The following is a 22,557-nucleotide window of genomic DNA, read 5'->3' as shown; positions in this document are numbered from 1 at the left end:
GGGCCGCCCCGGCTGAACCGTCCGCCGCCCATGGCCATATCTCTCGAATGATCGCGATCCCGTCCGACCGTCTCGACGCCATCCTGGCCCGCCACGACATCGTCACCGCCACCCTCAGCGCCGGCGAGTCCGACGCGGAGAGTTTCGTGCAGCTCTCGCGCGAGCTCTCGGACCTCGATTCCGTCGTCGGGGCGATCCACGCCTTCCGGGCCGCCGAGAGCGCGCTGCGCGGCGTCGAGGAGATGATCGAGGAGGGCGATCCCGAGATGCGGGCGCTCGCGGCGGAAGAGAAGCCGGAGGCCGAGGCCGCCCGCGACGCCGCCGCGCGCGCGCTCCAGCTCATGCTCCTGCCCAAGGACGCGGCCGACGAGAAGAGCGCGATCCTCGAGGTGCGCGCCGGCACCGGCGGCGACGAGGCGGCGCTCTTCGCCGGCGACCTGTTCCGGATGTATTCGCGCTACGCCGACCTGAAGGGCTGGCGGGTCGAGGTCATCTCCGAGAGCCCCGGCACGATGGGCGGCTACCGCGAGGTCGTCGCCGAGGTGAAGGGCCGCGGCGTCTTCGCCCGGATGAAGTTCGAGAGCGGCGCCCACCGGGTGCAGCGCGTGCCGGACACGGAGACCCAGGGGCGCATCCACACCTCCGCCGCCACCGTGGCGGTCCTGCCGGAGGCGGAGGAGGTCGACATCCAGGTCAACGAATCCGATCTGAAGATCGATACGATGCGGGCGCAGGGCGCCGGCGGCCAGCACGTCAACAAGACCGAATCGGCGATCCGCATCACTCACGTGCCGAGCGGCATCGTGATCTTCGTCCAGGAAGAGCGCTCGCAGCACAAGAACCGGGCCCGCGCCATGGCCCTCCTGCGGGCCAAGCTCTACGACCAGGAGCGCAGCCAGAAGGATGCCGCCCGCGCCGCCGACCGCAAGTCGCAGGTCGGCAGCGGCGACCGCTCGGAGCGGATCCGCACCTACAACTTCCCGCAGGGCCGGGTGACCGACCACCGCATCAACCTGACCCTCTACAAGCTGGAAGAGGTGATCGCCGGCACCGCCCTCGACGAGGTGGTGGATGCGCTGATCACCGAGCACCAGGCGGCGCTCCTCGCCGCCGAGGGGATGGCGTGATCGCACTCCCCCCGGAAACGAGCCGGGTCGCGGCCCGGGCCCGGGTCGTCGACGCGCTGGCCGCCCGGGGCATCGAGACCGCCGCCCTCGACGCGCGCATCCTGGTCGAGGAGGCGCTCGGCATCACCGCCACCGACCTCGCCCTGCGCGGCGACGCGCCGATCGGTCCGGAGGGGGCGGAGCGCGTCGCCGCCTTCCTGGCCCGGCGCATCGCCGGGGAGCCGGTGGCCCGGATCATCGGCGCCTGGGAGTTCTGGGGTCTGCCCTTCGCGCTCTCGCCCGAGACCCTGGTGCCGCGGCCCGACACCGAGACCCTGGTCGAGACGGCGCTCGGCCTCGGCCTGCGACCGGACGGCGCCCACCGCGTCGCCGATCTCGGCACCGGCTCGGGCTGCATCCTGGTGGCGCTCCTCACCGAATGGCCCCGGGCGCGGGGGCTCGGCCTCGATCGCTCGCTCGGCGCGCTGCGCACCGCCCGGGCCAATGCCCGCCGCAACGGCGTCGGCGACCGGGCGGCCTTCGCGGCCGGCGACTGGGCGGCGGCGCTCGCCGGGCCCTTCGACCTCGTCGTCGCCAACCCGCCCTATATCGCGAGCGCCGTCGTCGACGAACTGTCCGGCGAGGTTCGCGACCACGACCCGCGCCTCGCCCTCGACGGCGGGCCCGACGGGCTCGACGCCTACCGTACCATCCTGGCCCAGGTGCCGCCGCTGCTGGCGCCGGGCGGGCATCTCCTGGTCGAGATCGGCTACGACCAGGAGGCGGCCTTGTGCGGGCTCGCCGAGGCGAACGGCCTGAGCCCTCGGGTCCGGCGCGACCTCGCCGGGCATCCCCGCGTCGTGGCGATGGCGCCCTCGCGCGAGTCCTGACCCGATTTCGACAGATTTTTCCGTGCCTCCCGCCGCAAACTGGCCTGGACGACGCGCAAAATCGACTCGAAATCACTTGGCGAGGCCGGCCGAACCCGCTAACGTCCCAGGGTAGATCGTGAACGGTCCGGATATCACAGCCAGGCTCAGTTCTCAGGCGCGACATCGGGCGCGGACCTTCGGACGATCTTCCACCACCGGGCAGACCCATCAGCGCGTAGGCGGTCCGGTGACCCGCATCTGTGGATCGACGGCGGCCGGCGGTGAGACGCCCCGCGGTCGCACAGGGCACGGCGGACATCGCTGCGGAGACAAGGCCGGCAGACGGCCGCCGGATCCGCGGACGAAGGACCGCTCAGCGCGTGAAGTCCCGCCCTTCAAGTCGTCGAAGAGGGTCAGTCGAGACCGATGAGACCGAACCAGAACAGGCGTATGCGTGGTCGCAACCGCAGCAACACCAAGGGGCCGAACCCGCTGACCCGGGCCTACGAATCGAACGGTCCCGACGTCAAGATCCGCGGAACGGCCCAGCACATCGCCGAGAAGTACGCCCAGCTCGCCCGCGACGCCCAGGCGAGCGGCGATCCGGTGATGGCCGAGAACTACTTCCAGCACGGCGAGCACTATTTCCGCATCATCACGGCGGCGAACGAGCAGTATCGCCAGCAATACGGCGGAACCTACGGCCGCCCGGGCTTCGACGACGAGGATGACGGCGACGACGAGGGCGTGCCGACCAACGGCTACGCGGTTCAGGATCGCGGTCAGGATCGGAACCAGGACCGCGGCCAGGACCGCGGCCAGGATCGCGGCAACGGCAACGGCTACGCCCAGTCGGGCTACGGCGCCGCGGACGATTACGGCGATCCCGCCCAGCAGCCGCAGCCCTACGACAGCCGGGGCGAGGACCGTCCGTCCCGCTACGAGCGCCAGGACCGCTCCGAGCACCAGCGCCAGGACCGTCCCGACCGGCAGGAGCGCCGCGAGCGCTTCCAGCAGAACCGCCAGGATCGGCAGGACCGTCCCGAGCGCCAGCAGCGCGACCGTCAGGATCGCGGCGAGCGTCAGGATCGGCAGGACCGTCAGCCCCGGGCGGAACGGCAGGACTTCTCCCGCACCGAGCAGCCGCGGCAGGACGACGGTCGGCAGGATTCATCGCGACAAGATTCGCCGAGACAAGATGCGGCAAGGCAGGATGCGCCCCGGCAAGAGGGCTACCGCGAGGGCGGCCGCTCCGAGTTCCGCCGCGAGCGCCGCCGCGAGGAGCCCCGCGCCGAGCCCGTCCTCTCCGCCGACGAGCCGACCGGCCTGCCGGCGTTTCTGACCACGCCGGTGCGGCCGGCGGCACCCGCGCCCGCTCCGGTCGAGGACGCCCCCCCGGCCCCTCCGGCCACGCCCGTCGAGACGACGGACGAGGCGCCCGCTCCCCGGCCGCGCCGTCGCCGCCGCACCCGCTTCGAGGGTGCCGAGGGCGGGGGCGAGCCCTCCGCCGAGCTCTTTCCCAAGCCCTCGGACGCTTCGGGCGAGTGAGCGGCAGTCCCGCTTCGTGAACGATCTGGAGCCGGTTTCCTCTCGGGGAAGCCGGCTCTTTGCGTTGGTGAAGGCGGTGTCGCCCCGTGCCGGGATCCGGCAGCGGCATTTTTTTGCGGCGCCGCATGTGGCGTTTCCCGCGCGCCCACCTACCTGCCGGCCTTGAAGCACGGGACGAACGTCCCGCGAGGCGGAGATCCCGCCGGGTCGTCCGAGGTGGAGCACAGCATGACTCATCATCCCGCCCTCGCGCAGGGCCGCGTCGCGGTCGTCACCGGCGCCGCGAGCGGCATCGGGCTCGCCGCCGCCAAGGCCTTTGCCGCGGCCGGGATGCGGGTGGTGCTCGCCGACCTCCCCGGCGAGGCGCTGGACGCGGCCCACCGAGCCGTCTCCGCCGTGGCGCAGGGTGCGGCGGAGGTCCGCGCGGTCCCGACCGACGTGGCCGTGCCCGAAGCCCTCGCGGCCCTCGCCCGCGAGGCCGCGGCCCTGGGCGAGGTGTCGGTCCTGATGGCGAATGCCGGGATCGAGGCCGGGGGCCGGTTCTTCTCCGATGCCGCGACCTGGCACCGCATCCTCGACACCAACCTGTGGGGCGTCGTCAACGCGCTCCAGGCCTTCGTGCCGGGCATGATCGAGCGGGGACGGCCCGGCGCGGTGATCGTCACCGGCTCCAAGCAGGGCATCACGACGCCGCCGGGCAACACGCCCTACAACGTCAGCAAGGCCGGCGTGAAGGTGACGACCGAAGCCCTCGCCCACGAGCTGCGCGAGGCCGGTTCCCCGGTGACCGCCCACCTGCTGATCCCGGGCTTCGTCTATACCGGCCTGACCCGGGCCCGCGGCGTGACCGAGAAGCCGGCCGGCGCCTGGACGCCGGAGGAGACGGTCGATTTTCTTCTCGACCGGATGGCCTCGGGCGATTTCTACATCCTCTGCCCGGACAACGAGACCACCCGCGAGATGGACGAGAAGCGCATGCGCTGGTCCTCCGACGACGTGATCCGCAACCGTCCGGCCCTCTCGCGCTGGCACCCCGACCACAAGGCGGGCTTCGCCGCCCATATGGAGGCGCCGCTGGAAGGCGGGAGCACCGGCGCGGACGAGGGGATCAAGGAGGCCGCGGCCACGCCGGCCTCGTTCTGACGCGCGGCGCAGACGCGAGACCGGACATTCCGGAGCACGGCGAGGGCCGCCTCGCCAGATTTCCGTAGCGTCCGGCCCGCGTCGGGCGCACAGACACACGCCGAATCGACAGGCGAGGGGGCCGGACGCGCGAGGCGACCGCCCTCAGGCAGGTAGGCCGGCCGTTCCCGTGCGGAGGATACGGCCGGCGAGAAGCGGGAGACCCGTCACCCGATGCACAAGATCATCCCCGTCGCCGCTTTCGACGCGGTCGTGTTCGGCGCCACCGGCGACCTGACGATGCGCAAGCTGCTGCCGGCGCTCTACCAGCGCTTTCGCGATCGCCAGATTCCCGGGGAGAGCCGCATCATCGCGGCGGCCCGCACCCATCTCGGCACCGCCGAGTACCGGGATCTCGCCGCCGAAGCGCTCGAACGCCACGTTCCGGCGGCCGACCGCGATCCCGCCACGGTGGCGAGCTTCCTCGACCATCTCCGCTACGTCGCGGTCGACGGGGCGGGGGACGATGGCTGGGACGACCTGGCGAGCCTGCTGGCCGAGCGCCCGGACCACGTCCGGCCCTACTACCTCGCCACCTCGCCGAGCCTCTACGGCTCGATCTGCCGCAACCTGAGCGCCCACGGCTTGATCGGCGAGCGCTCGCGGGTGGTGCTGGAGAAGCCGATCGGCCACGACCTCGCCTCGGCCCGCGCCATCAACGATCAGGTCGGCAAGGTCTTTCCCGAAAGCCAGATCTTCCGCATCGACCACTATCTCGGCAAGGAGACGGTGCAGAACCTCCTCGCCCTGCGCTTCGCCAACACGATCTTCGAGCGGCTGTGGAACGCCGACGTGATCGACCACGTCCAGATCACCGTGGCGGAGACGGTCGGGGTCGAGGGACGCGGCGGCTATTACGACACGTCGGGCGCGCTGCGCGACATGCTGCAGAACCACATGCTGCAGCTCCTCTGCCTCCTCGGCATGGAAAGTCCGCTCTCGCTCGACGCCGACGCGGTGCGGGACGAGAAGCTGAAGGTCCTGCGGGCGCTCAAGCCGATTCCGGCCCACGAGGTGCCGATGCGGACCGTGCGCGGCCAGTACGTCGCCGGTGCGGTCAACGGCCAGCCGGTCGCCTCCTACGCCGCCGATCTCGGCGGGGAGGGCCAGAGCCTGACCGAGACCTTCGTCGCCCTGCGGCTCGAATTGATGACGCCGCGCTGGGCCGGCGTGCCGTTCTACCTGCGCACCGGCAAGCGGCTGCCCCAGAAGGTGTCCGAGATCGTGGTGCAGTTCCGCTCCTCGCCGTTCAGCATCTTCTCCGACGAGTTCGCCCGCGAGCCGAACCGCCTGGTGATCCGGCTGCAGCCGCAGGAGGGCATCAAGCTCGAGGTGATGACGAAGGAGCCGGGCCCCGGCGGCATGCGCCTGCGCGCGACCGGCCTCGACATCTCGTTCGAGGAGACCTTCAACCAGCGCTACCCGGACGCCTACGAGCGCCTGCTGATGGACGTGGTGCGGGGGAACGCCACCCTGTTCATGCGCCGCGACGAGGTCGAGGCGGCCTGGGCCTGGGCCGATACCCTGCTCAACGCCTGGGCCGACCGCCCGGAACCGCCGCGCCCCTATCCGGCGGGCACCTGGGGCCCGACCGCGGCGATCGCGCTGATCGAGCGCGACGGGCGCACCTGGCACGAGGATCTCGGCGGATCGTAGGCGGCGCGTCCCGATCGACCGCGGCGGGACCCAAGAAGCCGCCGGACCGCCCGCGCTTGATTGGAATGCATCCAAGATATCTCAGGGATCTCAAGGGCATGGCCGCAAGTTTGGCCGTCCGGCGGCTTCCCTTCCGGCGTGCCTCGCTCTAGAGCAGCCGCGAGACAAAGGCCCGTCCGCGCCCCGGCACGGACGGGCGTCGAGGAATCCATCATGTCGCCCTGCCGCCTGCCCCTCGCCAGCCTGCTGGTCCTCGCCGCGTTCCTCGCGGGCCCCGCCCGCGCCCAGGAGGAGCCCGCCGGCGAGGCACCGGCGGCGGAGGCGCCGCACAAGCCGGCTCCCAAGCCCGTACGCCGCGCGGCGCCCAAGCCCGCACCTGCCCCGAAGGCGGAGGCCGCCCCCGCGCCGGTGGCGGCGCCGACCGGGGCCTGGCCCAACGGCGCCAGCGCGGTGAGCGAGGTCTACGGCGACTGGACCATCAGCTGCACCCGCGAGAACGAGAAGCGGCAGTGCCAGCTGTCGCAGGCGCAAGGCGTGGCGCAGACCGGCCAGCGCCGGTTCAGCATCGAGCTCAACCCGCCGCAGGAGGGGCGCAGCAACGGCCTCCTCCTGATGCCGCTCGGCCTCTCGATCGAGCCCGGCGTGACCTTCAAGCTCGACGACGCGACGCTCGGCAAGGGCGCGCCCTACACCTCCTGCGTCCAGGCCGGCTGCATCGTGCCGATCAGCTTCCCGACGGTGGCCACCGACGCGATGAAGACCGCCGTCAACCTGCGCGTCACCGGCACCAAGCCCAACGGCGAGGCCGACACCATCACGGTGCCGCTCGCCGGCTTCGCCGCCGCGCTCGCCCGGATGTCCCAGCTTTTGAGCTGACATCTTCACGGCCTGGTCACGCTTGGGCGGCAGGCTTCCGGCATGAGCATCGATTCCGCCTCCCTCGCCGCCGTCGCCGTGGCCCAGCACGGCGCCACCTACAGCCAGCAGGTCGCGACCGCCGTGACCCGCCAGCAGCTCGATGCCGAGCGCAGCGTCGCCGCCTTCGTGGCCGAGACGGCCAACATCCCGGCGCCGCCTCCGCCCGGCCAGGGACAGATCCTCGACGTGAGCGTCTGAGCCTCGCCGATCGCCCCGCTGCCGCCCGGCGCATCAGCCCCTGCCTGCCCCTGAGGCAGGCCGGCACGATCTTCGATCCGGCGTTGCCGTCGCACATCCATCACAGCACTGGCACGAAAGCTGCTTTCCACCCCCGCAGGCTGGCCTCACGGCCCGCGGGGCAACGACGCCCGAGCCTTGGACAGGGATGTCCGACAGACGGAGGAGCGCGATCGGGCCGCGAGGCTCTTGAGCGATCCTCACCCTGAAGCGCGTCGAAGACCCCCCGCGGGGGCTATGCGTGAGGCTCGTCCGATGGCCAGTTTCAAGACCGTCATGAAATCGGGGCACCCCCCGACCCTGTTCGCGGCATTCCTGTATTTCGATTTCTGTTTCGCGATCTGGGTGCTCAACGGTGCCATGGGCCCGTTCATCACCGAGCATTACAAGCTCACGCCGGCCCAGACCGGCTTCATGATCTCGCTGCCGATCCTCGCCGGCGCGATCATGCGGTTTCCCCTCGGCGTGCTCGCGCAGTATATCGGGCGCAAGAACGCCGCGATCACCGAGATGTCGCTGATCGTGCTGGCGATGGCCTACGGCTTCCTGCTGGTGCATTCCTTCACCGACGTGCTCGCCATGGGCGTGCTGCTCGGCATCGCCGGCGCCTCCTTCGGCGTGGCGCTCTCCCTCGGCTCGGGCTGGTTTCCGGCGGAGCACAAGGGCTTGGCGATGGGCATCGCCGGGGCCGGCAACTCGGGCACCGTGCTCGCCGTGCTGTTCGCGCCGCCCCTCGCCCAGGCCTATGGCTGGCAGGCGGTCTACGGCTTTGCCGGACTCGTCATGCTGATCCCGCTCGTCGTCATGATCGTCTTCGCCCAGGAGCCGCCGGACCGCGAGCACCAGAGCTTCAGGGAGCACGTCTCCTGCCTGTTCGAGAAGGACGGCTGGGCCTTCAACCTCGTCTACGTCATCACCTTCGGCGGCTTCATCGGCCTGTCGAACTTCCTGCCGACCTTCTTCTACGAGCAGTTCGCCGTCACCAAGATCGAGGCCGGGCGGCTGACCATGCTGGCCGCGCTGATGGGATCGGGCATCCGCATCCTCGGCGGCTACTTCGCCGACCGGATCGGCGGCATCCTGGTGCTGACCGTGGTGCTGCTCGCCGCCGTCGGCTCTTTCCTGGCGCTCACCGCGGCGCCGACGCTCCTCGTCACGACGATCCTGTTCATGTTCTGCTTCGCGGCGCTGGGTGCCGGCAACGGCGCGCTCTTTCAGCTCGTGCCCCTGCGCTGGCCGACCAACACCGCGGTGGCGGGCTCGATGATCGGCGAGGTCGGGGCGCTCGGCGGCGCCATCCTGCCCAACGCCATGGGCCTGTCGAAGCAGTATACCGGCGGCTTCGCGGCGGGCTTCCTGTTCTATGCCGCCTTCACGGCGATCGTGCTCGGCGGCCTCGCCCTGTGGTCGCGCCGATGGGTCGGGGTCTGGGTCGGTCCCCGCGGCAAGGTCCTGGCCGCTGCCGGAGAGGCCGCGTCCGCGCCGGAGGAAACGATCGGCGGCGTCCAGCGCGCCTGACCTAGAGCGCTTCACGATCGCGTTGCAATCGCGAAGCTCTCTAAGTCTTTGTTTTGCCGCATTTTCTTCGACGAACCGGCATCCACTTCGTCGGAAAATGCTCTAGACGACATCGCGCCCGTCGCTCACCACGCGGGCGAAGACCAGCACGTCGACCGCCGTCGCCCCGCCGCGCAGGAGCGCCCGGGCGGCGGCGTTCGCGGTCGCGCCGGTGGTCAGGACGTCGTCGACGAGGAGGACCCGCTTGCCCTGAAGCCGAGGCCGTGCCGCCTCCGGCACCCGGAAGGCGCCCTGCAGGTTCTCCGCCCGCGCGGCGCGGGTGAGTCCGACCTGCTGGCGGGTCCGCCGCACCCGGGCGAGGAGTTCGGGCGCCATCGGGACGCCGCTGCCGCGGGTCGCGGTCCGAGCCAGCAGGGCGGCCTGATTGAAGCGTCGGCGCCACAGCCGCCAGCGCCAGAGCGGGACCGGCACCGCGAGATCGGCCTCCGCCAGGAGCTCCGCGCCGGCCCGCGCCATCATCGCACCCATCGCCCCGGCGAGATCGAGGCGATCCTCGTATTTCAGGCGTTGCACCAGCCGCCGCGCCGTGGCGTCGTAGCGCGCCACCGCCCGGGCGCGCTGGTAGACCGGCGGATCGGCGAGAGCGGCCGGCGAGAGCAGGCCGGGCGAGCCGAGATCGACGGAGAACGGTGTCCCGAGCCGTTCGCAATAGGGCCGTTCGATGAAGCGCATCTCGTGCCAGCACGCCGCGCAGAGCGCGTGTGGCACCGCCGTCGCGGCCCCACAGGCGATGCAGCTCGGCGGATAGACGAGCCCGACCACGCCCCGGATGACGACGCCCGGCAGCCTTGCCAATCGGCGCGGCGTGATCACCATCGGCCGATACCGGCTGCCACGATCTCTGACGGGGCTGTGGTCTCACGCGTGATCATGGGCGGGCGATCGAGGAGGGGCGAGGTGGCCGGGACAGGCGACATTCTGCTCTCGTCTCGCGCCGCGATCGAGCGGTCCGAGCCCCCGTTCCGCGACGAATGTCACCGCCGCCATGTCTTCTGGCGGGGGGCGGCCTGTGCGGCTGCGGCCGTGGAGGATCGATCGAGATCGTCGATCGGATGGCACGTACCGTCTGATACGCGACCTCGACGCGGCCTCCGTCCGGTCGCCGTCACAGCTCCGGCAACTCGTCGTGGTGCATCAGCAGCACGTCGGTGACGGCCGCGAGCTTGCGGGCGGCGGGCGTGAAGCCGGCATTCGACACGACCGCCGCGTGGTCGGCGTTCCAGTAGCTGCGCGCCGACACCACCTCCTGCACGGCGCCGTTGCCGACCGGCTTCGCGTAGCGCTTGCACTGGACGACCAGCCGTATGCCGTCGCGCTCCGCCACCACGTCGGCCCCCTGGTCGCCCGCCGCCTTGGTGGTGTGCGCGTCCCACCCGGCGCGTTCGAGCAGGGCCGCGCAGAAGCGCTCGTAGGCGAGCCCGTCCTCCGGCGGAGCATTCCCCTCGTCCGGCAGCACGACGCTCAGGGAGGCGGCCTCGACGATGGCCAGGATCTCGTCGTAGCGCGCCTCGATCAGGTCGCCATAGCCCTCCGCCTCGAGGCGCGGCAGCACCGTGCGCTCGGCGAAGTAGCTGCGCTCGCGCAGCCAGCCGTCGAGAATCTCGTTGCCGTAGGGATCGACGTAGCTCTCCTGCCGGCGGCGAAGCGCCAGGGTCTCGCGGTGGCGCCGCGCGATCGCCCGGACCCGGCGGCGGAAGCGGCCCCCGCGCCCGAGCCGGTGCAGGACCAGCACCAGGACCACGAGCCCGGCGACCGCGAGGGCCTTGGGCCCGAACCACAGGCTCGCCGCGCCACCGGCCAGGAGAGGCCAGAACAGGCGGTCGGCAAGGCTGGAGGAACGACGCATCGAAAGAACCTCGCGCCGCAGGACGCGGCCGGATGATCCGGACTGTCGCGGGACCGCGTTGTCCCCAGCCTAAGGCCCCTCCCATCCCCGGCGTCATCCACAGCAGAACGCGGGTGGCCCGGCCGGGCACCGCCGCGACGCGGCCTCACGCGAGCGTGTCGAGGCGAGGCCTTCGCGGCGCTTGCATCCAGGCCGCCGCACGGCCGATCCTGGTGCTCCGCCGGGGTGTCCTCGGGCCGGCGCAGGGGAGTCCCCGGATGAGGTCACGCGTCGCTGCGCTTCTCGCCTGCCTCCTCGCCGCGACGGCGGTCGGCCCGCCGGCGCGGGCCGGGGATTCCTCGGTCGAGGTCGATGTCGCCCTCGTGCTGGCGGTCGACGTGTCCCTGTCGATGACCGGCGACGAGCAGGCGGTGCAGCGGGAGGGCTACGTCGAGGCGTTCCGCAACCCGGCCATTCACCAGGCGATCCGCCAGGGCATGGTCGGCCGCATCGCCGTCACCTATGTCGAATGGGCCGGGGTCGGCAGCCAGCGGGTCGTGGTGCCCTGGACGCTCATCGCCGGCCCCGAGGATGCTGCGGGCTTCGCCGAGCGGCTGGTCCAGAGCCCGCCCCGGCGCTCGACCTGGACCTCGATCGCCAGCGCGATCGATTTCTCCGTCGGCCTTCTCTCCGGCAGCGGCTTCGAGGCGACGCGGCGGGTGATCGACGTCTCGGGCGACGGACCGAACAACCAGGGCCGGTCCGTCACCCGGGCCCGGGACGATGCGGTGGGACAGGGGATCGTCATCAACGGCCTGCCGCTGATGATCCGCGAGCCGAGCGGTCCCTGGGACATCAAGGACCTCGACCTCTATTACCGCGATTGCGTGATCGGCGGCGGCGGCAGCTTCATGGTGCCGGTCCGCGAACGCGACCAGTTCGCCGCCGCCATCCGCACCAAGATCATCCGCGAGGTGGCCGGGCGGGAGACCGGTCCGCTGGTGCAGCGGGCCCAGGGAGAGCCCCGCGCCAACTGCCTGATCGGCGAACGGCCCAATCCGGACTGGGATTGAGCGGCGTCGAGATACAACCTCAAGTGGTATATTGCAGAGGAGCGCCGCCGCGACGGCTCATCCCTCGCCGTTGCGCAGGGATTTGCGCCGCTGCTGCCCGAGCCCCATGGTCTTGGCCAGTTCCGAGCGCGCCGCGGCGTAGTTGGGTGCCACCATCGGGTAATCGGGCGACAGATTCCAGCGGGCGCGGTAATCCTCCGGCGTCATTCCGTAGCGACTGCGCAGGTGACGCTTCAGCGACTTGAATTTCTTGCCGTCTTCGAGGCAAACCAGGTAATCCGGCATGATCGATTTCTTGATCGGGACGGCCGGCGTCAGCGGCTCTGCTTGCTCGGCCTGTTCGCCGTGATTGAGGCTGCCCAACGCGGAATGGACCGAGGCGATCAGGACGGGCAGTTCCGCCACCGGCAACGAATTGTTGCTCACGAAGGCTGCCACGATATCCGCCGCCAGCTGGATGTGGTTGGTCGGCGCCTCGTTCTCGTTCATCGCGTAGTCCTCTGCTCCGGGTCGATCGGTGAGACGCTCGGGCAATCCTGCCTCAGGACCCTGATGCCGCAGGACCGACCCGCCTTTGCTTCCGCGTGCAACTATGGCGTCGGCGTCGGAACCGCAAGGGAAAAAGAAGCAATCTTCCCCTGGCAGGATCTCCGGTCGGTAGTCTTCTGCGGGACGATTCGCAGCCGACGCTGTGCTGATTTCAGCGACGGCAGCCCTTCCGTCCATCTCGTGCGAGTCTGAGGCTCAGGCCGTATCCTCTTCGGATTATACCGTTTGGGTGTATCGTCAACTTTTAGACATCGTGATTGTAACACCGTTGTTGCAAGACGAGGGTCCGTCAGGGGCAAACGCCCACCCCCACTCTCGAACGGGTGGCGCACCAACCACAAGGTGTCGATCGCGGACACGAATGGTTACCGGGTGATGAAAGTCTTCACGATTGGGTTATGCACGACTCGATCGATGCCGAAACGCTCCCTGTCTGCGTTTTCCCGCAGGATCACGATCCGCCGCAGGTTGTCGCGCGCGATGAAACCTTCGGCGAACGATTAAATCAGTCGTGACGAAGCCCGCTTCGGACGCGATCGGGCGTCCGGAACAGTCGGATTGGGCCCCTGGCGACGAGCCGGGCAGGCGAGATCCTTGGATCGATTATCCGACGGCCGCGGGTCCGGCCGCATTTCAGGCGAGCGGTCGGCCGGCCGGTTCTATGGCCGCGACGGTGAGCGCCTGGTCGCGCCCGCGCACCGCATGCTCGCCGAGCGGGCGCGCCCGCACGCCTTCGGGCAGGCGCGGCAGCTTCGCCAGGAGGTCGCCGGAGATCAGCACCGGCGCGTCGAGGGTGCGGCACAGAGCCTCAAGCCTGGCCGTGACGTTCACCGCGTCGCCGAAATACGCGATCTTGTGCCGGTCGACCCCGATCTCGGCGGTGACCACCGGCCCGCCATGCAGGGCGGCGCGGATGCGCGGCACGGTGCCGAACCGCTCCTGCCAGGCGGCCGCGTCCCGGGTCAGGCTGTCCTGGATCGCCAGGACGCAGGCGACGCAGCGGGCGGCCTGCAGCCCACGGGCCATCGGCCAGGTGATCATCGCCATGTCGCCGACGAAGTCGTCGGTCGAGCCCTGGCAGCGCCGGACCGGCTCGGCCAGGGTGGCGAAGACCGCGCTGAGGAAGGCCTGGGTCTTCAGCGCCCCGTGCGTCTCCGCATAGGCGGTGGAGCCGACGACGTCGACGAACAGGAAGATCCGCTCCTCCTCGACCGGCCGATGATAGCGCCCGACCAGCAGGTTCACGAAGACCTCGGCGCCGATGAGGTCGCGCATGCGCACCACGAAGACGAGCAGCGCCGAGACGGCGAGCGCGTAGACCAGCACCCGCAGCGAGGGCACCACCGCCTCCGCGAAGGGCTCGGCGCTCAAGCCGGTGCTCCACACGATGATGCCGCCGATGGCGTGGCCGAGCGTGATCATGCCCACATAGGCGAGCTCGGCGATGGGCACGTAGAGGAAGGTCGGCAGGCGGCGCAGCCGCGCCTGCAGCCGCGGCAGCAGGGTGCCGCGCTCCATCAGGAGCGCGCAGGCGCCGATGAATACGCCGTGGATCGCCGCGACGAGCGGAATGCCGTTCTTGAACAGCGCGTCGTAGAGCAGGCCGGCCCCGGCGCTGAGCGCGAGGATCCCGATCCAGAACCAGGCGTGCTGTGGGATCGGCAGCCGCAGGGCGCGCCAGAACTCGGCCGCGCGGGCCGCGAGCCCGACGGAATCCGGCTCCCCCGATGAGCGGTGGTCGACGGGGCCGGCTGCGGGCACGATGGCGCTCTCCTGCGCCGTCGGGCTCGGGGCAGGCCCGCGGCGTCAGGGCAGTTCAACCGGGATTCGTGCCGATTTGAGGGCACCGGCGGCACGGCGCCACAGATCGTCGCCGCCTTCGTCCATGCGCGATCGCCCATGCGCGATCACCCATGCGCGATCCGCGAGGCATCCAAGGACGCGTCCGCCCCTTCGCGAACTCCCTCAAGAAACCCCAAGAACCTCTCTAAATCTGGGGAACTCTTGGCTTGACCATGGCGTTTCGAAGCGCTGAACAGTCCTCGAACCCGGAGCCTATGATGTCCCTTCGTCTTGCCACTCTCGCGACGCTCGCGGCCCTGGTCACCGTCCCGGCGCTGGCCGACGACGTCACGGTGATCCGTCGCGATTCGGCACCGGTGGAGCGCAACACCGTCATCGAGAAGCGGTCGGTCGAGTCCACCGGCTCGGTCGGCGGCTGCGAGACCAAGACCGTCAAGAAGACCAACGAGTACGGCGACAGCAAGACCGTCCACAGCGAGCGCTGCGACTGACCGCATGAGTAAGGGGCGGTCCCTCGCGGGCCGCCCCTTTGTCCTTCCCGCTCGCGGCGCGCGCCCTATCCGGTGCGAACGCCGCGAGAGGGACTGTTCGATGCAGCGTCTTACTTGAGCAGGCGAGCCAGCGTCTTGCCGGCCGGGCTCTTCATCTCCTTGGCGTCGAGCGTGCCGTCGTTGTCCGGGTCGGCAGCCTTGAACAGGCTCTCGGTGAGGGCGACGTACTCGTCCTTGGTCAGCGTGCCGTCGTTGTCCGGATCGGCCTTCATCAGCTGCTGGCGGCTCAGGCGGCCCTTCAGCTCCTTGGCGTCGAGGGTGCCGTCGGCATCCTTCTCGAGCGTGTCGAACACCGCGGCGGCGGCCGCCTTCACCTCGGCGAGGTCGATCGTGCCGTCCGAATCGGTGTCGACGGCCGCGATGGTGCGGTCGGCCTTCGGCTTGGCCTCGGCGGAAGCCGGGAGCGCCAGCGGCGCGGCGAGCAGGGCGGCGAGGAGGAGGGTGCGGTTCAGCATCAAAGGTCTCCGGCGCGAGAGTCGTCGCCCACCCTCTCCAAGAGAGCGGGTCGGGATAATCTGGCAAGCGGATACCTAACCGTTGCGGGAAGCTTTGCAACCCCGTCTGACGCAGGGGAGGGTCACGCTTCGAGCCTTTCCGCCAGGATCTTGTCGACCCGGCGTCCATCCATGTCGACGACCTCGAACCGCCAGCCACCCCGCTCGAACCCGTCGCCGGCGGTGGGAATGCGTCCGAGCTGGAAGATCACGAAGCCGGCGAGCGTCGAGAAGTCGTCGGTATCCGGCCGCTCGGTCAGGCCGAGACGCTCGAATGCTTCGACGGCCGGCATCATCCCGTCGATCAGCAGCGAGCCGTCCTGGCGCTCCACCACCATCGGCTCCTCGTCGTCGGTCTCCGGAATGTCGCCGGCGATCGCCTCGAGGAGGTCGGTCTGGGTGACGATGCCCTCGAGGTCGCCGTACTCGTCGACGACGATCGCCATCCGGACGGGCTTGGCCTTGAAGGTCTCCAGCACCCGCAGGATCGGCATGCCCTCGTGGACGACGATCGGCTCGCGGATGATCGCGTCCAGCGTGATCGGCGCTCCGTCGAGGAGCTGATTGAGCACGTCCTGCTTGCGCAGCACGCCGACGATCTCGTGGATCTCGCCGCGGCTCGCCACCAATTGCTCGTGACGGCAGGCACGGATCGTCTCCAGCACCGCCTCGCGCGGATCCTCGATATCGATCCAGTCGACCTCGTGGCGCGGGGTCATGATGTCCCGCACCCGCCGCTCGCCGATGCCGAAGATCCGCTGCACCGCCGCTTGCTGGGCCTCCTGGATCAGCCCGGCCTCCTGGCTCGCCGCGACCAGCAGCGACAATTCGGCGGTGGAATGCAGCGAGCCCTCGCCGGAGCCCGGCTGCAGGCCGCAGAGCCGCAGCACGCCGTTGCCGAGCCCGTTGAGGAACGAGATCGCCGGGCGGAAGACCAGCAGGAACAGCCGCAGGGGGCGCACGATGGCGAGCGCGGTGCGCTCGCTGCGCTGCAAGGCCAGGCTCTTCGGCGCCAGCTCGCCCAGCACGATGTGCAGCGAGGTGATGACCACGAAGGAAAAGACCACCGCGATGGCGTGGGCCCCCGCCGTGCTGACGCCCTGCGGCAGGAAGGCGAGCAGCGGCTCGATCAGGTGGGCCAGGGCCGGCTCGCCGACCCAGCCCAGCGCCAGCGACGAGATGGTGATGCCGAGCTGGGTGGCCGCCAGGTGCGAATCGAGGCTGTCGACCGCCCGCTGCAGGGCACCGGCATTGGTGCGCTTCTCGGCGACGAGCTCCTGGACCCGGCTGCGCCGGACGGCCACGAGGGCGAACTCGGCCGCGACGAAGAACCCGTTCGCGAAAACGAGGAACACGATGGCGAACAGGCCGAGGCCCGTCCCCCAGGGACTGTCGGAGAAAATCACCGCCTCCCGTGGCGCGACCGGCCGCTCCCGGGGCGGGGCGTGGCCGGCCCCCTCATAGCAAGTCTGCTCCTCCGAGCCTATCCGTCCGATGCCCGATCCGGCCGTTCCTCCACGGGCGATGCCGTCGCGGAAGTCCGGTCGCGCGGGCGATCGACGACCGCGTTCATCCCGCGGCGCAACATCTGGCCTCGACCCGCGGTTTCTGCTAGGCGCCGGCAAAGATCCTGCGCCGGCTCAGGCTTCTTCCCTTGTTGGGGATCTCCGCCGCGCCGCGCTCAACGACCGAAAGACCCGGTTCATCATGGCGAGCGACCTGTCCCGCATTTCCCGTGCGCTTCTCTCCGTGTCCGACAAGACCGGGCTGGTGGAGTTCGCCCGCGCGCTCGCCGCCCGCGGCGTGACCCTGGTCTCGACCGGCGGCACCCACCGGGCGCTGACCGAGGCCGGACTGACGGTGACGGAGGTCTCCGACCTCACCGGATTCCCCGAGATGATGGACGGCCGGGTCAAGACCCTGCATCCGGGCGTGCATGGCGGACTGCTCGCGATCCGCGACAACCCCGAGCACCAGGCCGCCATGCTGGCCCACGGCATCGCGGCGATCGATCTTCTCGTCGTCAACCTCTACCCGTTCGAGGCGACGCTCGCCGCCGGCAAGCCCGCCGCCGAGTGCATCGAGAACATCGATATCGGCGGCCCGGCGATGATCCGCGCGGCGGCCAAGAACCACAAGGACGTCGCCGTGGTGGTCGACGTCGCCGATTACGATTCGGTTCTGGCCGACCTCGACGCCCATGACGGCGCCGTCACCTTCGCGACCCGCCGGCGGCTGGCCCAGAAGGCCTATGCCCGCACCGCGTCCTACGACGCCGCCATCTCGACCTGGCTTGCCGGGGAGATCGAGGCGGCGCCCGAGACCCAGACCTTCCGGGCGCTCGGCGGGACGCTCGCGCAGGGGCTGCGCTACGGCGAGAACCCGCACATGAAGGCCGCGTTCTACCGCACCGCCGGCGCCCCGCGCCCGGGCGTCGCGACGGCGCGCCAGCTCCAGGGCAAGGAGCTGTCCTACAACAACATCAACGACACCGACGCCGCCTTCGAGGCGGTGAGCGAGTTCGACCCGGCCCGCACCGCCGCGGTGGTCATCGTCAAGCACGCCAATCCCTGCGGCGTCGCGGAAGGCGCCGACCTGATCGAGGCCTACGAGCGGGCTTTGCGCTGCGACCCGGTCTCGGCCTTCGGCGGCATCGTCGCGCTCAACCGCACGCTGGATGCGGAGGCCGCGAAGAAGATCGTCGAGGTCTTCACGGAAGTCATCATCGCGCCCGACGCCACCGAGGAGGCGGCCGCGATCGTCGCCGCCAAGAAGAATCTGCGCCTCCTCACCACCGGCGGCGTCGCCGATCCCCGTGAGCCCGGCCAGGTCTGGCGCACGGTGGCGGGCGGCTTCCTGGTCCAGGACCGCGACAACGCCGTCGTCGACGACATGCCGCTCAAGGTCGTGACCAAGCGCGCCCCGACCGAGGCCGAGCTGTCGGACCTGCGCTTCGCCTTCCGGGTCGCCAAGCACGTCAAGTCGAACGCCATCGTGTACGCGCGTGACGGGGCGACGGTCGGCATCGGCGCCGGGCAGATGTCGCGGGTCGATTCCTCGCGCATCGCCGCCTGGAAGGCCGCGGAAGCCGCCAAGGCCGCCGGGCTCCCCGAGAGCCTCGCCCGCGGCGCGGTGGTGGCCTCCGACGCGTTCTTCCCCTTCGCCGACGGCCTGCTGGCGGCGGCGGAGGCCGGGGCCACGGCGGTGATCCAGCCCGGCGGCTCGATGCGCGACGACGACGTGATCCGCGCCGCCGACGAGGCCGGCCTCGCCATGGTGCTCACCGGCCACCGCCACTTCCGGCACTGACGGGACACGCGCCGGCCCCTCGATCGGGGGCCGGCCTTCCCCTGTCGGCCCGTTGACCGACGGGCCGGCCTCGGCCAAGCCTCGCCGTCACGACGGGCGGGACTGCGACGAATGCGGCTGGACGAACATCCCTTGCGGGCCCGGGTGCTGGCGGAGGTCCACGCCCGGCCGTTCACGCCGGTCAAGACGCCCCGCCGCTTCCTGCACTACGCCTTCCTGACCGACGGCGACGCGGCCGCCGCCGACCGGGACGCGCTGGAAACCTATTGCACCGGCCTCGGCCATCCCGGCCCGGCCTTGGGCGCCAAGCAGCACCGGGTGATCTTCTCCGGCGCGATCCTGCGCTGGGAGAGCCACAGCGAGTTCACCACCTACACCTGGGAATTCGGCGACGCCCAGGGCCAGGCCTTCCAGCCCCAGCCCGACGCGATCGAGGGCGCGATGGGAGAGGTGGCCCAGCCCGGCCCGCTCCTCGTCGCGGTCGACCTCCACCTCCTGCCGGCGGTCGACGGAGGGCTGCCGGCCGACGTGGTCTCGGGCTTCAACGCCGCTTCCCTGGCCATGGCGGAGGCCGAGGGCGGCGCCGCGGTGATCGCCACCGACTTCCAGCCCGATCCGCACGGCTACGTCCGCATCGTGGTCGCCGACCGGCGCCTGAGCCGGCTCGGCGCCGGCACCCTGGTCCAGCGCCTGCTCGAGATCGAGACCTACCGCACGCTGGCCCTTCTCGGCCTGCCGGAGGCGCAGGCCCTGGGGCCGACCATCCGGCGAATCGAGACCGCGCTACCGCCGCTGATGGAGGCGATGCGCTCCAGCGAGGGGTTTTCCGAGAACCACGCCCTCCTCGACGAGCTGATCGGGCTCGCCGCCGAGCTCGAGGCCGGGGCCTCGCGGGCGATGTACCGCTTCGGCGCGACCCGGGCCTACGACGAACTGGTGCGCCTGCGCCTCTCCTCGTCGGGGGAGCACGCGCTGCCGGGACAGACGAGCTGGTCGGTCTTCCTCGCCCGGCGCTACAACCCGGCGATCCGCACCTGCACGACGATCGCCGAGCGGCAGGACCTGCTCTCGCGCAAGCTCGCCCGGGCGGCCCAGATGCTGCGCACGCGGGTCGACATCGACCTGGAACGCCAGAACCAAGCCCAGCTGCAATCGATGAACGACCGGGTGCGGCTGCAACTCCGCTTGCAGCAGACCGTGGAAGGCCTCTCGGTCGCGGCGATCACCTATTACGTCGCGAGCCTCGTCCACCACGTGCTGGAGGGCGTGCACCATGCCGGTGTCCCCGTCGATGCGACGGTCGGGACGGCTCTGGCGGTACCGCTGGTGCTGGTGGGGGTGTGGTGGACGGTCCGGCGGATCCGGCGGATGCACGCGGAGCCGGGGCATTGAGGGAACCGGCAAGCGCCGTCTGGCTCGACGTCCCCGGCAATCTCGCGGGAGGCCTGAAGATAAACCTGCCTTTTTCCCGGACTTCCTGCTGCTGACGCCGCAATCGCCCGCGAAAGAGGCCGGGAGCAGAGCCGTCTTCGGATCGTAGAAAAGGGGCGGCGGCCCATCCGGCCGCCGCCCCTCGTCACATCAGTGCGCGTGCGCGCCGGCCGCCCCGATTCCCGTCTCGGAGCGCACGTACTGCGCCTCGAAGGCCGCCCGCTCGCGCTTCGCCCGGGCGGAGTTGTCGATCTTCGAGATCGCCCAGATGCCCAGGAAGGCGAGCGGCATCGAGAACAGCGCCGGGTTGTCGTAGGGGAAGAGCGCCGCCGGATGGCCGAAGGTGGTGACCCACACGGCCTTCGAGAGCACCACCATCACCACCGCGCTGACGAGGCCGATGAGGCCGCCGACGAGGGCGCCGAGCGTGGTGGTGCCCTTCCACAGGATCGACATCGCGAGGACCGGGAAGTTGCAGCTCGCCGCCACCGCGAAGGCGAGGCCGACCATGAAGGCGACGTTCTGGTTCTCGAACACGTAGCCGAGATAGATCGCCACGATGCCGATCACGACGGCCGAGATCTTCGACAGCCGCACCTCGCCGGCCTCGGTCGTGCGCCCGCGGGCGAAGACCTGAGCGTAGAGGTCGTGGCTGACCGCCGAGGCGCCGGCGAGCGTCAGGCCGGCCACCACCGCCAGGATGGTCGCGAAGGCCACCGCCGAGATGAAGCCGAGGAAGAGCGAGCCGCCGGTGGCGTTGGCGAGGTGCACCGCCGCCATGTTGCTGCCGCCCAGAAGCCCGGCGATCCGGTCGTAGGCGCCGTTCGCGCCGGCCTTGAAGTAGCTCGGGTCGCCCATCAGGAAGGTGATGGCGCCGAACCCGATGATGAAGGTGAGGATGTAGAAATAGGCGATGAGGCCGGTGGCGTAGAACACCGACTTGCGGGCGGCCTGGGCGTCGGAGACCGTGAAGAACCGCATCAGGATGTGGGGCAGGCCGGCGGTGCCGAACATCAGGCCGATGCCGAGCGAGAGCGAGGAGATCGGGTCGGCGACGAGGCCGCCCGGCGCCATGATCGCCTCGTGCTTGGGATGCTCGGCGACCGCCGCCGCGAACAGCGCCTCCGGATTGAAGCCGTAGCGCCACAGAACCGCGAGTGCCATGAAGGACGCGCCGGCGAGCAGCAGGCAGGCCTTGATGATCTGCACCCAGGTCGTCGCCTTCATGCCGCCGAAGGCGACGTAGACGATCATCAGGATGCCGACCGCGACGATGGCGGTGAGGTAGTCGAGGCCGAACAGGAGCTGGATCAGCTTGCCGGCGCCGACCATCTGGGCGATCAGGTAGAACGCCACCACCACGAGGGTGCCGGTCGCCGACAGGATGCGGATCCGGGTCTGGTCGAGGCGGAAGCTCGCCACGTCGGCGAAGGTGAACTTGCCGAGGTTGCGCAGGCGCTCGGCGATCAGGAACAGCACGATCGGCCAGCCGACCAGGAAGCCGATCGAGTAGATCAGCCCGTCGAAGCCCGACGAGAAGACCAGCCCCGAGATGCCGAGGAACGAGGCGGCCGACATGTAGTCGCCCGCGATGGCGAGCGCGTTCTGGCCGGCCGTGATGCCGCCGCCGGCGGCGTAGAAGTCGGCTGCCGACTTGGAGCCCGCGGCGGCCTTGTAGGTGATGCCCAACGTGGCGAGCACGAAGAGCACGAACATCGCGACGGCGGTCCAGTTCGTCGCCTGCTTCTGGACCGCGCCGAGATCCGGCCCGGCGGCGAGCGCGGCGCCAGCCCCGACGATCGTCAGGAGCGCCACGACGGCGATGCGGCGGGCGGTCATCGGCCGAGCTCCCGGTTGAGGTCGCGGGTCAGGTCGTCGAAGCGGCCGTTGGCCCGGGCGACGTAGATCCCGGTCAGCACGAAGGCCGCCACGATGACGACGAGGCCGAGCACGATGCCGAGCGAGGTCACGCCGGAGCCGACCTTCGTCGCCATCAGGCCGTGCGCGAAGGCGACGAGCAGGATGAAGACGAGGTAGATCGCCAGCATCGCGCCCGACAGGACCCAGCCGAAGCGGGTGCGCTCGGTCACGAGCTGCTGGAATTTCGGGCTCGCCAGAACCCGTGAATACTCTGCCTCTGCCATCGGCGGGCCTCCTCCCTGTCGGTCTTGTCGCAGCCGAGCGCACGTATCCTCGCACGCACCATAGATGGGCGGACGATGAGACGAATGACGCGGGCCGCCAATTGTTGCTGGATCGTAACGGACAATCTTGTGCCGACTATCCGCTGTTGCAGCGCACCCAGCGAATGACCTGAAATGTCGGAGATTGCCAGCGCAAAACGGCTGAAAAAGCGTGCCGTGCTACGAAGGTTTAGTAGAGCGGGAGATCGTCTCGGCGCTCATTGCCACTCGTCGCGAGGACG

General features: G+C 70.4%; 20 protein-coding genes. 12 read left to right on the top strand and 8 right to left on the bottom strand.

Going from position 1 to position 22,557, the window contains the following annotated elements; translation table 11 throughout:
• The first annotated feature begins 47 nt into the window (after positions 1-47).
• The 8 genes from prfA to miv_RS25695 all read left to right on the top strand — a co-directional run bounded on the left by prfA (position 48) and on the right by miv_RS25695 (position 9,037).
• Positions 48-1,127 (top strand): peptide chain release factor 1, encoded by a 1,080-nt coding sequence (prfA, locus tag miv_RS25730; RefSeq protein WP_048428325.1) that lies wholly within the window; start codon positions 48-50, stop codon positions 1,125-1,127.
• Positions 1,124-1,996: a peptide chain release factor N(5)-glutamine methyltransferase gene (gene prmC / locus miv_RS25725; protein WP_207179670.1), complete on the top strand. Its 873-nt coding sequence runs from the start codon at positions 1,124-1,126 to the stop codon at positions 1,994-1,996. The genes prfA and prmC overlap by 4 nt, the downstream gene beginning before the upstream one ends.
• A gap of 432 nt (positions 1,997-2,428) precedes the next feature.
• Positions 2,429-3,526 (top strand): DUF4167 domain-containing protein, encoded by a 1,098-nt coding sequence (locus tag miv_RS25720; protein ID WP_207179669.1) that lies wholly within the window; start codon positions 2,429-2,431, stop codon positions 3,524-3,526.
• A 228-nt stretch (positions 3,527-3,754) separates the two neighbouring features.
• Positions 3,755-4,669 (top strand): SDR family NAD(P)-dependent oxidoreductase, encoded by a 915-nt coding sequence (locus miv_RS25715; protein ID WP_207179668.1) that lies wholly within the window; start codon positions 3,755-3,757, stop codon positions 4,667-4,669.
• Between the two features lie 213 nt (positions 4,670-4,882).
• Positions 4,883-6,364: a glucose-6-phosphate dehydrogenase gene (gene zwf, locus miv_RS25710; RefSeq protein ID WP_207179667.1), complete on the top strand. Its 1,482-nt coding sequence runs from the start codon at positions 4,883-4,885 to the stop codon at positions 6,362-6,364.
• 213 nt (positions 6,365-6,577) lie between these two features.
• Positions 6,578-7,240 carry an invasion associated locus B family protein gene (locus miv_RS25705; protein ID WP_207179666.1) on the top strand — a complete coding sequence of 221 codons (663 nt, stop codon included), beginning with the start codon at positions 6,578-6,580 and terminating at the stop codon, positions 7,238-7,240.
• Positions 7,241-7,282: 42 nt separating this feature from the next.
• Complete coding sequence (locus miv_RS25700; RefSeq protein WP_048428320.1) at positions 7,283-7,480, top strand: putative motility protein; 198 nt, start codon at positions 7,283-7,285, stop codon at positions 7,478-7,480.
• A 294-nt stretch (positions 7,481-7,774) separates the two neighbouring features.
• Positions 7,775-9,037: an MFS transporter gene (locus tag miv_RS25695; protein WP_207179665.1), complete on the top strand. Its 1,263-nt coding sequence runs from the start codon at positions 7,775-7,777 to the stop codon at positions 9,035-9,037.
• A 102-nt stretch (positions 9,038-9,139) separates the two neighbouring features.
• On the opposite strand, the gene miv_RS25690 is transcribed toward miv_RS25695, so the two are convergent.
• Together miv_RS25690 and miv_RS25685 are read right to left on the bottom strand one after the other, a co-directional pair.
• On the bottom strand, positions 9,140-9,913 hold the full coding sequence (locus miv_RS25690; RefSeq protein WP_207179663.1) for a ComF family protein: 774 nt from the start codon (positions 9,911-9,913) through the stop codon (positions 9,140-9,142).
• 289 nt (positions 9,914-10,202) lie between these two features.
• Positions 10,203-10,943, bottom strand: coding sequence for a restriction endonuclease (locus miv_RS25685; RefSeq protein WP_207179661.1), 741 nt, complete (start codon positions 10,941-10,943; stop codon positions 10,203-10,205).
• 257 nt (positions 10,944-11,200) lie between these two features.
• Between miv_RS25685 and miv_RS25680 the strand changes: the two genes are divergently transcribed.
• Entirely contained in the window at positions 11,201-11,995 is a 795-nt protein-coding gene (locus tag miv_RS25680) for a DUF1194 domain-containing protein (protein WP_207179659.1), read from the top strand.
• A 57-nt stretch (positions 11,996-12,052) separates the two neighbouring features.
• On the opposite strand, the gene miv_RS25675 is transcribed toward miv_RS25680, so the two are convergent.
• Positions 12,053-12,484 carry a Ros/MucR family transcriptional regulator gene (locus miv_RS25675; protein WP_048428315.1) on the bottom strand — a complete coding sequence of 144 codons (432 nt, stop codon included), beginning with the start codon at positions 12,482-12,484 and terminating at the stop codon, positions 12,053-12,055.
• 693 nt (positions 12,485-13,177) lie between these two features.
• A complete protein-coding gene (locus miv_RS25670; protein WP_179945869.1) occupies positions 13,178-14,209 on the bottom strand; it encodes an adenylate/guanylate cyclase domain-containing protein in 1,032 nt (343 codons plus the stop codon).
• Between the two features lie 395 nt (positions 14,210-14,604).
• On the opposite strand from miv_RS25670, the gene miv_RS25665 reads away from it, so the two are divergent.
• Positions 14,605-14,838 carry a hypothetical protein gene (locus miv_RS25665; protein WP_048428314.1) on the top strand — a complete coding sequence of 78 codons (234 nt, stop codon included), beginning with the start codon at positions 14,605-14,607 and terminating at the stop codon, positions 14,836-14,838.
• Between the two features lie 110 nt (positions 14,839-14,948).
• On the opposite strand, the gene lanM is transcribed toward miv_RS25665, so the two are convergent.
• Both lanM and miv_RS25655 read right to left on the bottom strand, forming a co-directional pair.
• Entirely contained in the window at positions 14,949-15,353 is a 405-nt protein-coding gene (gene lanM / locus miv_RS25660; protein ID WP_207179657.1) for a lanmodulin LanM, read from the bottom strand.
• A 122-nt stretch (positions 15,354-15,475) separates the two neighbouring features.
• Positions 15,476-16,798, bottom strand: a complete 1,323-nt coding sequence (locus miv_RS25655) for a hemolysin family protein (protein ID WP_048428312.1) — start codon at positions 16,796-16,798, stop codon at positions 15,476-15,478.
• Between the two features lie 301 nt (positions 16,799-17,099).
• On the opposite strand from miv_RS25655, the gene purH reads away from it, so the two are divergent.
• Entirely contained in the window at positions 17,100-18,701 is a 1,602-nt protein-coding gene (gene purH / locus miv_RS25650) for a bifunctional phosphoribosylaminoimidazolecarboxamide formyltransferase/IMP cyclohydrolase (RefSeq protein ID WP_207179654.1), read from the top strand.
• A 111-nt stretch (positions 18,702-18,812) separates the two neighbouring features.
• Positions 18,813-20,093, top strand: coding sequence for a DUF3422 family protein (locus miv_RS25645; protein ID WP_207179652.1), 1,281 nt, complete (start codon positions 18,813-18,815; stop codon positions 20,091-20,093).
• A 189-nt stretch (positions 20,094-20,282) separates the two neighbouring features.
• Here miv_RS25645 and miv_RS25640 read toward each other — a convergent pair whose 3' ends face one another.
• Together miv_RS25640 and miv_RS25635 are read right to left on the bottom strand one after the other, a co-directional pair.
• Complete coding sequence (locus tag miv_RS25640; RefSeq protein WP_207179650.1) at positions 20,283-21,971, bottom strand: cation acetate symporter; 1,689 nt, start codon at positions 21,969-21,971, stop codon at positions 20,283-20,285.
• Positions 21,968-22,276 carry a DUF485 domain-containing protein gene (locus miv_RS25635; protein WP_207179649.1) on the bottom strand — a complete coding sequence of 103 codons (309 nt, stop codon included), beginning with the start codon at positions 22,274-22,276 and terminating at the stop codon, positions 21,968-21,970. Before miv_RS25635 ends, miv_RS25640 begins: the two co-directional genes overlap by 4 nt.
• Positions 22,277-22,557 lie beyond the last annotated feature (281 nt).

It is taken from the genome of Methylobacterium indicum, assembly GCF_017347565.1.
GTDB lineage: Bacteria > Pseudomonadota > Alphaproteobacteria > Rhizobiales > Beijerinckiaceae > Methylobacterium > Methylobacterium indicum.
This window is presented reverse-complemented; position numbering and strand designations above follow the sequence as displayed.